At 72.8% G+C, this 9,097-nt stretch carries 10 protein-coding genes and 1 tRNA gene; 3 read left to right on the forward strand and 8 right to left on the reverse strand.

Features of this window, described 5'->3' with window-relative positions; genetic code table 11:
- Positions 1-365 precede the first annotated feature (365 nt).
- Positions 366-1,502 (forward strand): acyl-CoA dehydrogenase family protein, encoded by a 1,137-nt coding sequence (locus FGF04_RS18425; protein ID WP_149512431.1) that lies wholly within the window; start codon positions 366-368, stop codon positions 1,500-1,502.
- A 40-nt stretch (positions 1,503-1,542) separates the two neighbouring features.
- Here the strand turns inward: FGF04_RS18425 and FGF04_RS18430 are convergent, their stop codons facing one another.
- The 4 genes from FGF04_RS18430 to FGF04_RS18445 form a co-directional block, all read right to left on the reverse strand.
- Entirely contained in the window at positions 1,543-1,872 is a 330-nt protein-coding gene (locus FGF04_RS18430; RefSeq protein ID WP_149512654.1) for a rhodanese-like domain-containing protein, read from the reverse strand.
- 88 nt (positions 1,873-1,960) lie between these two features.
- Positions 1,961-3,067, reverse strand: a complete 1,107-nt coding sequence (locus tag FGF04_RS18435; RefSeq protein ID WP_149512432.1) for a J domain-containing protein — start codon at positions 3,065-3,067, stop codon at positions 1,961-1,963.
- 81 nt (positions 3,068-3,148) lie between these two features.
- Positions 3,149-4,564 (reverse strand): DUF2252 domain-containing protein, encoded by a 1,416-nt coding sequence (locus FGF04_RS18440; protein ID WP_149512433.1) that lies wholly within the window; start codon positions 4,562-4,564, stop codon positions 3,149-3,151.
- A 210-nt stretch (positions 4,565-4,774) separates the two neighbouring features.
- Positions 4,775-5,146 carry a winged helix-turn-helix transcriptional regulator gene (locus tag FGF04_RS18445; RefSeq protein ID WP_149512434.1) on the reverse strand — a complete coding sequence of 124 codons (372 nt, stop codon included), beginning with the start codon at positions 5,144-5,146 and terminating at the stop codon, positions 4,775-4,777.
- Between the two features lie 114 nt (positions 5,147-5,260).
- Here FGF04_RS18445 and FGF04_RS18450 point away from each other — a divergent pair, with 114 nt between their 5' ends.
- Positions 5,261-5,920, forward strand: coding sequence for an FMN-dependent NADH-azoreductase (locus FGF04_RS18450; protein ID WP_149512435.1), 660 nt, complete (start codon positions 5,261-5,263; stop codon positions 5,918-5,920).
- Positions 5,921-6,082: 162 nt separating this feature from the next.
- On the opposite strand, the gene FGF04_RS18455 is transcribed toward FGF04_RS18450, so the two are convergent.
- The 4 genes from FGF04_RS18455 to FGF04_RS18465 all read right to left on the reverse strand — a co-directional run bounded on the left by FGF04_RS18455 (position 6,083) and on the right by FGF04_RS18465 (position 8,169).
- Positions 6,083-6,775: a Rossmann-fold NAD(P)-binding domain-containing protein gene (locus FGF04_RS18455; RefSeq protein ID WP_188114147.1), complete on the reverse strand. Its 693-nt coding sequence runs from the start codon at positions 6,773-6,775 to the stop codon at positions 6,083-6,085.
- Between the two features lie 154 nt (positions 6,776-6,929).
- A complete protein-coding gene (locus FGF04_RS18460) occupies positions 6,930-7,691 on the reverse strand; it encodes a polysaccharide deacetylase family protein (protein WP_149512436.1) in 762 nt (253 codons plus the stop codon).
- A 258-nt stretch (positions 7,692-7,949) separates the two neighbouring features.
- Positions 7,950-8,072 carry a hypothetical protein gene (locus tag FGF04_RS41685; RefSeq protein WP_268893779.1) on the reverse strand — a complete coding sequence of 41 codons (123 nt, stop codon included), beginning with the start codon at positions 8,070-8,072 and terminating at the stop codon, positions 7,950-7,952.
- Positions 8,073-8,082: 10 nt separating this feature from the next.
- Positions 8,083-8,169: transfer RNA gene (locus FGF04_RS18465), tRNA-Leu, on the reverse strand.
- 515 nt (positions 8,170-8,684) lie between these two features.
- On the opposite strand from FGF04_RS18465, the gene FGF04_RS18470 reads away from it, so the two are divergent.
- On the forward strand, positions 8,685-9,097 hold a 413-nt coding region (locus FGF04_RS18470; protein ID WP_149512656.1), incomplete at its 3' end, for a DUF3662 domain-containing protein.

Consider the following 9,097-nt stretch of genomic DNA (forward strand, 5'->3'; position numbering starts at 1 on the left):
TACGACGAGGGCTCGACCGCCCGGCACGGGCCGGGCGGTCGAGCCCTCGTCGTACGCGTCCATCGAGCCCCGTTTCCCCAGGTCTGCCACATGTCACCGCCCGCCTCGCGACGGTCGCACCGGAACGGTACTCAGGGCCGCCCGTCCGGCACAGCCCCGAGGGGCACAGCGGTCACACGGTCGTCCACAGCGGTGGGTGGACACCTTAACGACCCCGGTGTCCGCGGACCGGCCCACCACCGTTCCCTTCTTCTAGAACCTGTTCTATCTTGTCGCTCCGCCGGACCGGACGGGCCGAACAAATCCAGACGGGCCGGACGGGCGGGACAGAGCAGGCGGACCGGATCGGGCGGAAGGACAAAACCGTGGACTTCAGCTTCAGCGAGGAGCAGCAGGCGGCCGCGGAGGCGGCGAAGGCGGTCTTCGCCGGGGTCGCCCCGGACTCCGTGCCGAGCCCCGCGCTCACCGGGGGAGCCGTCGCGGACGACTTCGACCGCGCCCTGTGGGCACGGCTCGCCGACGCCGACCTGCTGGGCCTGCTGCTCGACGCGCGCCACGGCGGCGCCGGCCTGGACGCCGTCGCCCTGTGCCTGGTCCTGCGGGAGGCGGCGAAGGTACTCGCCCGGGTGCCCCTGCTGGAGAGCACGGCGGCCGCCGTCGCCGTACAGGCCCACGGCGGCGAGGAGGTGCAGGACGAGCTGCTCGGACGGGCCGGCCGGGGCGAGCTGGTGCTGACCGTCGCCGCGCACGGGCGCACCGGCCACGACGGCGCCGAACTCGCGGTGACCGCCGGCCGCGAGGGCGACGCGTGGGTGCTGAACGGGCTGCAGACGGCCGTGCCCTGGGCACGCAACGCCGACTTCGTCCTCGTCCCCGCCCTGAGCACCGGCCCGGGCCGCGCCGTGCTCGCCCTCGTCCCCCGCGGCCACCCGGGCGTACGCCTGGCCGACCAGGTCTCGACGACGGGCGAAGCGCTCGGCGAACTCCACCTGGAGTCCGCACGGATCCCCGACCGGTACGTCCTGGACGCCGACGGCGCCTGGGAGGAGCTGCGGAACCTGCTGACCACCGGGACCTGCGCACTGGCGCTCGGCCTGGGCGAACGCGTCCTCGCCATGACGAGCGAATACACCGGCAAGCGGGAGCAGTTCGGCTTCCCCGTCGCCACGTTCCAGGCGGTCGCCGTGCAGGCCGCCGACCGCTACATCGACCTGCGCGCGATGGAGGCGACCCTGTGGCAGGCCGCGTGGCGGATCAGCACGGGGGCGGGCGGGGCGCTGCCCGCCTCCGGCGACGTGGCCGTCGCCAAGATCTGGGCCTCCGAGGGCGTGCGCCGGGTCGTGCAGACCGCCCAGCACCTGCACGGCGGCTTCGGCGCGGACACCGAGTACGCGCTGCACCGGTACCACGCCTGGGCCAAGCACCTGGAGCTCGCTCTCGGCCCGGCGGCGGCGCACGAGGAGTACCTGGGCGACCTGCTGGCGACCCACCCCCTGGGCTGACGGGCCCGCCACGGGGCGGCGGCCGCAGGGGACGGGTCCGCTACAGCACGAAGCCCGGCTTGCCCTCCGTGTTCACCACGGGGCGGCCCTCGGCGGCCCAGACCTGCATGCCGCCCGCGACGTTCACCGCGTCGACGCCCTGCTGGTTCAGGTACATCGCGACCTGCGCGGACCGGCCGCCGGAACGGCAGATCACGTTGACCCGGCCGTCCTGCGGCGCCGCCTCGGTCAACTCGCCGTACCGGGCCACGAACTCGCTGATGGGGATGTGCAGCGCCCCCTCGGCGTGACCCGCCTGCCACTCGTCGTCCTCCCGGACGTCCAGCAGGAAATCTCCGTCCGCGAGATCCCCGACCTCGACCGTGGGCACGCCAGTTCCGAAACTCATGGCCCCGACGCTACCCGACCGGCTCCGCGCGAGGGCCGGGCGGAGCGGGCCGCCGGCGCCCGGAGGTCCCTCAGGCGTCGCTGCCCAGCAGCCCCGCCAGCTCCGCCTCGCGCTCGCTCACCTGCGCCAGCAGCTGCTCGGCGATCTCCTCCAGCAGCTTGTCGGGGTCGTCCGGCGCGATCCTGAGCATCCCGCCGATCGCGCTCTCCTCCAGCTCACGGGCCACGATCGCCAGCAGTTCCTTGCGCTGGGCGAGCCATTCGAGACGCGCGTACAGCTCCTCGCTGCGGCTCGGCCGCCACTCCTGCGGCACCGGACCGGCGGCCCACTCCTCGGACAGCTCCCGGAGCAGGGCCTCGTCCCCGCGGCCGTAGGCGGCATTGACGCGGGCGATGAACTCGTCGCGCCGCGCACGCTCCGTGTCGTCCTGCGCCAGGTCCGGGTGCGCCTTGCGGACGAGCTCCCGGTAGAGCTTGCGGGCCTCGTCGCTCGGCCGCACCCGCTGCGGCGGACGCACCGGCTGCTCGGTCAGCATGGCCGAGGCCTCCGGGGACAGCCCGTCCGAGTCCAGCCAGTCGTGGAACAGCTCCTCTATGCCCGGCATCGGCATGACCCTGGCCCGGGCCTCCTGCGCCTTGCGCACGTCCTCCGGGTCACCGGTGCTCGCGGCCCGCGCCTCGGCGATCTGCGCCTCCAGCTCGTCGAGCCGCGAGTACATCGGGCCGAGCCGCTGGTGGTGGAGCCGGGAGAAGTTCTCCACCTCGACCCGGAACGTCTCCACCGCGATCTCGAACTCGATCAGCGCCTGCTCGGCCGCCCGCACGGCCCGCTCCAACCGCTCCTCGGGCCGCTCACCCGAAGCGGACGGCTCGCCCGACGCGGACGGCTCCTCCGACGCGGACCGGCCGCCCTCCGACGCGGKCCGCGCCTCCGCAGCCCCGTCGGCCTCGTCAGCCCCGTCGGCGCCGCCGGTTCCGTCGTTTCCGTGGTCCCCGTCGGCACCCGCCGAAGCATCGGCGCCCGGTCCGGCACCGTCCTCGACGGCCGGGCCGCCGGAGGACTCGGCGGAGGGCTCGGCGGCGGACGGTCCAGCGGCACGCGACGCCTCACCGGCCCGCTCCGCGGAGGGCTCGGACTGCGGCTCGGACGGGGGCTGCTCAGCTTCCGGGGTCGTCACCCGCCCAGCCTAGGCCACCACCCGGCCCGCCACCCGAACCCGCCCGGACGAGGGCGCGCACCCGGCCCGGCCGGGGCGGGATCAGACCCCCAGCTCGGCCGCGATCCGCCCCGAGCGCACGGCCGTCACCAGCTCCGCGTGGTCGGCCTCGGTACGGTCCGCGTACGCCACCGCGAACGTGCCTATCGCCTCGTCCAGCTCCTCGTTCTTGCCGCAGTACCCCGCGAGCAGCCGGGGATCGGCGCTGTGGGCGTGGGCCCGGGCCAGCAGCGCCCCCGTCATACGGGCGTAGTCGTCCATCTGGTCCGCGGCCAGCGCGGCCGGATCCACGCTGCCCTTGCGGTTGCGGAACTGCCGCACCTGGAAGGGCCGCCCCTCGACCGTGGTCCAGCCGAGCAGGTTGTCGCTGACGACCTGCATGCGCTTCTGGCCGAGGACCACCCGGCGGCCCTCGTGCCCGACCCGCGGCACCGGGAAGCCGACCTCCTCCAGATACGGCAGCAGGACGGACGGGCGGGCCTCCTTCACCTGGAGGACCAGCGGCTCGTCACAGTGGTCCAGCAGCAGCACGACGTACGAGCGCGTGCCCACGCTGCCCGTACCCACCACGCGGAAGGCGACGTCGTGCACCGCGTGCCGGGCGAGGAGCGGGAGGCGGTCCGGGGACAGCGTGTCCAGGTACTCCTCCAGCGCCAGTGCGACCGCGGCCGCCTCGCCGTCCGGGACGCGGCGCAGCACGGGCGGGGCGTCCACGAACTGACGCCCGCCGCCCTCGACGCCCTGCGTCGACTTGGCCGCGAACCGCCCGCTGGTGTTGGCCCGCGCCTTCTCCGAGACCCGCTCCAGCGTGCCGAGCAGGTCACGGGCGTCGGCGTGCGAGACCAGTTCCTCGTCCGCGATGGCGTTCCACGCGTCCAGCGCCGACAGCTTGGCGAGCAGCCGCATCGTGCGCCGGTAGGAACCGACCGTGAACCGGGCGGCCGCCAGGCAGGTGTCCTCGTCGGCCCCCGCCTCGCGGGCGGCCAGCACCAGCGAGGTCGCCAGGCGCTTGAGGTCCCACTCCCACGGACCGTGCACCGTCTCGTCGAAGTCGTTCAGGTCGATGACGAGACCGCCGCGCGCGTCCCCGTACAGGCCGAAGTTGCCCGCGTGCGCGTCGCCGCAGATCTGGGCGCCGATGCCCGTCACGGGCGTACGCGCCAGGTCGTGCGCCATGAGGCCGGCCGAGCCGCGCAGGAAAGCGAACGGGGTGGCCGCCATCCTGCCGACCCGTATGGGGGTCAGCTCCGGGAGGCGGCCGCGGCCGGACTCCTCGACGGCCGTCACCGCGTCCGGGCGGTCGCCGTCCGGGCCGAACTCCGCATGGGCGCCGCGCGGAACGCGGTCCCGCAGCGCCTTGCCCTCCTTCTTCGGCGAACCCTCCGCGGGCCGGCCCGCGAACCCGCGCACCGCCGGGATCCGCKCCGCCTCGGCCACCGCGCCATCGGTACCGCCCATGAGAACCGCCTCCCCCGCACACGACCGTCGATGCGTGACGACCGTACCCCCGGCCGTCGATCGGCGTGCGCCCCTGTGGACAACTCCCCGACTGTGGAGAACCCACAGCTCAGCTCGGACGAAAGCCCACGATCCGCCCCTCGGTCCGCCCCGGATCCACCCCCGACGCGCCCTCACCCGACCCCCGACCCTCGCCCCGCCCCGGCCCCGCTACTTCCGGAACTGCTCCTGGCAACGGCCGTCCTCGGCCAGGTACTTCTCCGCCCAGGCGCCCAGTTCGGTGAGGGCGGGCTCCAGCGCGGAGCCGGCCTCGGTGAGGCGGTAGGAGACGCGCAGCGGCGGGCCCTCGTCGACCTCGCGCACCACCACTCCGACGCCCGCCAGTTCGGTCAGCCGGTCGGAGAGCATGCGCTCGCTGATGCCGGGGATGGCCCGGCGCAGGTCGGCGAAGTGCACGGGGGCGGGCAGGAGCACCGCCACGATCGGGCCCGTCCAGCGTTTCCCGAGTACCTGGAAGACACGGGTGATGCCGTCGTCGACCCGTCGGCACGACGCGGCGTCGTGGTTTTCCTGCAGCGCCATGCCCTCAGGGTACTGTCCCCGCCATGCGGGGGTGAAAAAAAGTAAGCTCCTGTGTTATTCATAGTGACGTACCAAAACGCAGCCCCTTCCGAGCAGACTCATCCGGAGATCCCCATGGCCACCCTGTTGCACCTCGACTCGTCCGTCCTCCCCGGTTCCGCCTCGGCGTCGCGCACCGTCACGGAGGCCTTCCGCAAGGCCTGGGAGGAGGAGCACCCCCAGGGGACGGTGATCTACCGCGACCTCTCGGCGGACCCGGTCCCGCACATCTCGGCCGACGGCCACACCGCCGCCTTCGTCGACCCCTCGGAGCACACCCCGGAGCAGGCCGCGGCCTTCGCCCGGCGCCTTGAGTTCATCGAGGAGCTGGAGCGGGCGGACGCCGTGCTGATCGGCGCGCCCATGTACAACTTCTCGATCCCCTCGACCCTCAAGGCATGGCTGGACAACGTGATCGTCGTCGGCCGCACGGCCGGCGACACCCCGAGCGCCAAGGGCACCCCGGTCACCGTCGTGGCCAGCCGCGGCGGCGCCTACGGCCCCGGCACGCCCCGCGAGGGCTACGAGTACGTGCAGAACTACCTGGGGGCCGTCCTCAAGGACATGCTCGGCCTGGACGTCGAGTTCATCGTCCCGGAGCTCACGATGGCCGCGCAGGTCCCGGCGATGGCGGAGCTGGTGCCGCTCGCCGAGGCCTCCCGCGCCAAGGCACTGGAGGACGCCGCCGCCAAGGGCCGGACCCTCGCGGGACAGTTCACGGCGAAGGCCGCCTGACGAAATCCACTTACCGGAAGCCGCCTACCAGAAGCCGGCTGACGGAAGCCGTACCGGCCGGGCGGGGCGCGCGTCACTCCCGTACCGCCCCCGACCACCCCCGGACGCACCAGGACGCACCCGTCCACCGCCGCGCCCCTCAGGGCGCGGCGCAGTCGTTCCTCACGCCCCCGCGAGCCTGTTGATCGCCGCGGTCTCCAGGACCCGCTCCCCGGCCCCGGCACTGGCCCCGGTCCCGGCCCCGCCGCGGGCCACCGCGACCATCGCCAGGCCGACCTGTTCCGTCGTGGTGACCGACCGGGGCGCGAGCTTCCGCAGGACCGGCAGCAGACGGCCGGTCAACGCGTAGACCACGCGGTACACCCGCGTCTTGGACCTGATCCCGTGCAGCGGCTGGATGAGCCCCGGCCGGAACAGGTACGCCTCCACACCGTCCAGCGCCAGCAGCGCGTTCTCCGTCTCCCCCTTGACCCGCGCCCACATCACCCGCCCGCGCGCGGTGCTGTCGGTCCCCTGCCCGGACACGTAGCAGAAGGTCAGTCCGGGGCTCGCCGCGGCCAGGGAGCGCGCGACGGCGAGCGTGAGGTCGTACGTCACCTCGCGGTACGCGGCCTCCTTCATGCCCGCCGACGAGACGCCGAGGCAGAAGAAGCAGGCGTCGTACCCGGAGAGCCGGTCCTCCAAGCCGTCCAGGTCCGCGGGGTCGGCGCGCAGGATCTCGCGCAGCTTCGGGTGCGTGACCCCCACCGGGGTGCGGCCGACGACGAGCACCTCCTCGACCGCCGCGTCCCGCAGGCATTCGCGCAGGACTCCGCGTCCGACCATCCCGGTCGCCCCGAAGAGGATCACCTTCACAGAGCCCACTCCCACCACGTAGTCCGGACCGGCACCCCGCGCCGCCGCGACCGTGAGATACCTCACCGTCGGGCCCGCCCCGCAGGCCGTCCGGCCCGCGGAACGCGGTACAGGCACCGTACAGACGCCCCGGACCTCTCCGGCGGAACGGGGGTCAGCGCACCGGGAAGCCGAAGGTGTACCCCTGCTCCTTCAGCTCGGGCAGGATCCGCCGCAGGGCCTCGACGGTCTGGGCACGGTCGCCGCCGGCGTCGTGGAAGAGGATCGTCGGCCCGTTGGACAGCTGCTCCTCGACGGTGGCGACGATGGCGTCCGTGCCCGGCAGCTCGAAGTCCTTGCTGTCCACGTTCCAGCCCAGCGGGCGCATCCCGTGGGAGGCCGCGAGCTTGCGGCTGTACGGGGTGAACGCGCCGCCGGGCGCCCGGTAGTACATGGGCCGTACGCCCCCGGACGCCTTGATGATCATGCGTTCGGCGTCGAGTATCTGCTGCGACTGGTAGGCCTCGGACTGCTTGTCCATGCCGGTGTCGTGCGACACCGAGTGGTCGCAGAGCCGGTGCCCGGCCTTGACCACGTCCTTGACCAGGTCCGGGTGGGCCTGTGCCTGGGGTCCCACCATGCAGAACGTGGCCTTCGCCCCGTACTGCTCCAGGACGTCGAGCACCTGCGGGGTCCAGCGGGGATCGGGGCCGTCGTCGATGGTGAGGTTGACGCCGCGCGGCCCCGCCTCCGAGGCGTGCGCGATGGTCGCCGCGACCGGCTTCACGGCGCTGACCGGCGCCTTCGTCTCCGACGGGCCGCCCCCGGTGCCGTTCTGCGCGGCCCACACCGATGCGCCGGTGGCGAGCACCGTCACCCCGAGCGCCGCCCCGATCATCCTGCCGTACCAGCCCCGAACGCCGCCGCGCCGCGTCATGTCCGCCCCTTTGCCCACGGTCCCGTGCCGACCCCCGGTCACCGGCAACCACCGGGGAGGACGAGAGGCGGCGCCCGGGGGATCCGCCTGTTACCGATCACGGACAACAGTGGGAAAGTTCACGGACAACTCGCCTCGGACACAAGGATGTTGACCACGATCCGGCGAACCCGGGGCTTCGGGAACCGACCACCGGCAGCACGGAAGCAGGGCCCCGGCAGTGAGATAGCTCACCACCGGGACCCTGCCCTGCAACCGTCAGCCGCCGGCACCGTCATCGGTGCGGAACATCGCCAGACCGCCATCGATGCGGATCGTCGGCGCGCAACGCGAGAAGCGGGCCCCGCCGGGACTTTCGTCTCCGGCGAAGACCCGCTTCATCGGTTCTTCATGGTGCGCGAGGGGGGAGTTGAACCCCCACGCCCTTTCGGGCACTGGAACCTGAATCCAGCGCGTCTGCCTATTCCGCCACCCGCGCATTGGGTGTGTCTTCCGTGTCCCACCTGGTGGGTGAGCGCCTTCCGACATGCAGAAGATTAGCACGGTGGCCGGGGTGGATTCACATCCGTTCTTCGAGGCCGGCGGGAGCGCCGCGACCGGGCCGCAGGACACCGCGGCACCCGCCCGCCACCGGCGGCGCCGGCTCCCGTGGCGGCCCCACCGTTCCCGCCCCCCACGTACCAAGACGTACCGAGACGTACGCAACGGAAGCGGTTCACGTATCAACCTCGTACCGGTCCGGGCCATCTCCCCGCGAGAGGGCCGGGGTCCACCGCCGGGTGCGGGACACTGTGGTGAGGCCGCCTCTACGATCCTCCCCAACGGAGTGGACCGGGGGAGTTCGAAGAGGGACTTCGGCGGGAACTCCGGGAGGGGACTTCAGTGCGCGTCGACATCCGTCGACCGGGCCGACAGGGGGAACCAGCCGATTTCCCGGCGCGTGGATACGATCAGTGAGCAGTACCAGGGCAACGACGAAGGAGGAGGTGCCCCATGGGAGTCCTGAAGAAGTTCGAGCAACGTCTCGAAGGTCTGGTCAACGGCACCTTCGCCAAGGTGTTCAAGTCAGAGGTCCAGCCCGTGGAGATCGCGGGAGCGCTCCAGCGCGAGTGCGACAACAACGCCACGATCTGGAACCGTGACCGGACCGTCGTCCCCAACGACTTCATCGTGGAGCTGAGCACGCCGGACTTCGAGCGGCTCAGCCCCTACTCGGGCCAGCTCGGCGACGAGCTGGCCGGCATGGTGCGCGACTACGCCAAGCAGCAGCGCTACACCTTCATGGGCACCATCAAGGTCCACCTGGAGAAGGCCGACGACCTCGACACCGGTCTGTACCGGGTGCGCAGTCGTACGCTCGCCTCCTCCGCGAACCAGCAGGCCACCCCGGAGCGCGCCCCCGCGGG

It is taken from the genome of Streptomyces apricus, assembly GCF_008369065.1.
In the GTDB taxonomy this organism is placed as follows: domain Bacteria; phylum Actinomycetota; class Actinomycetes; order Streptomycetales; family Streptomycetaceae; genus Streptomyces; species Streptomyces apricus.

Excerpts from the sequence above, each read along its gene's own strand:
- FGF04_RS18445 (WP_149512434.1), bottom strand. The coding sequence starts at position 5,146 with ATGGCGCTGCAGGAAAACCACGACGCCGCGTCGTGCCGACGGGTCGAC.
- FGF04_RS18450 (WP_149512435.1), top strand. The coding sequence starts at position 5,261 with ATGGCCACCCTGTTGCACCTCGACTCGTCCGTCCTCCCCGGTTCCGCC.
- FGF04_RS18460 (WP_149512436.1), bottom strand. The coding sequence starts at position 7,691 with ATGACGCGGCGCGGCGGCGTTCGGGGCTGGTACGGCAGGATGATCGGG.
- FGF04_RS41685 (WP_268893779.1), bottom strand. The coding sequence starts at position 8,072 with ATGAAGCGGGTCTTCGCCGGAGACGAAAGTCCCGGCGGGGCCCGCTTC.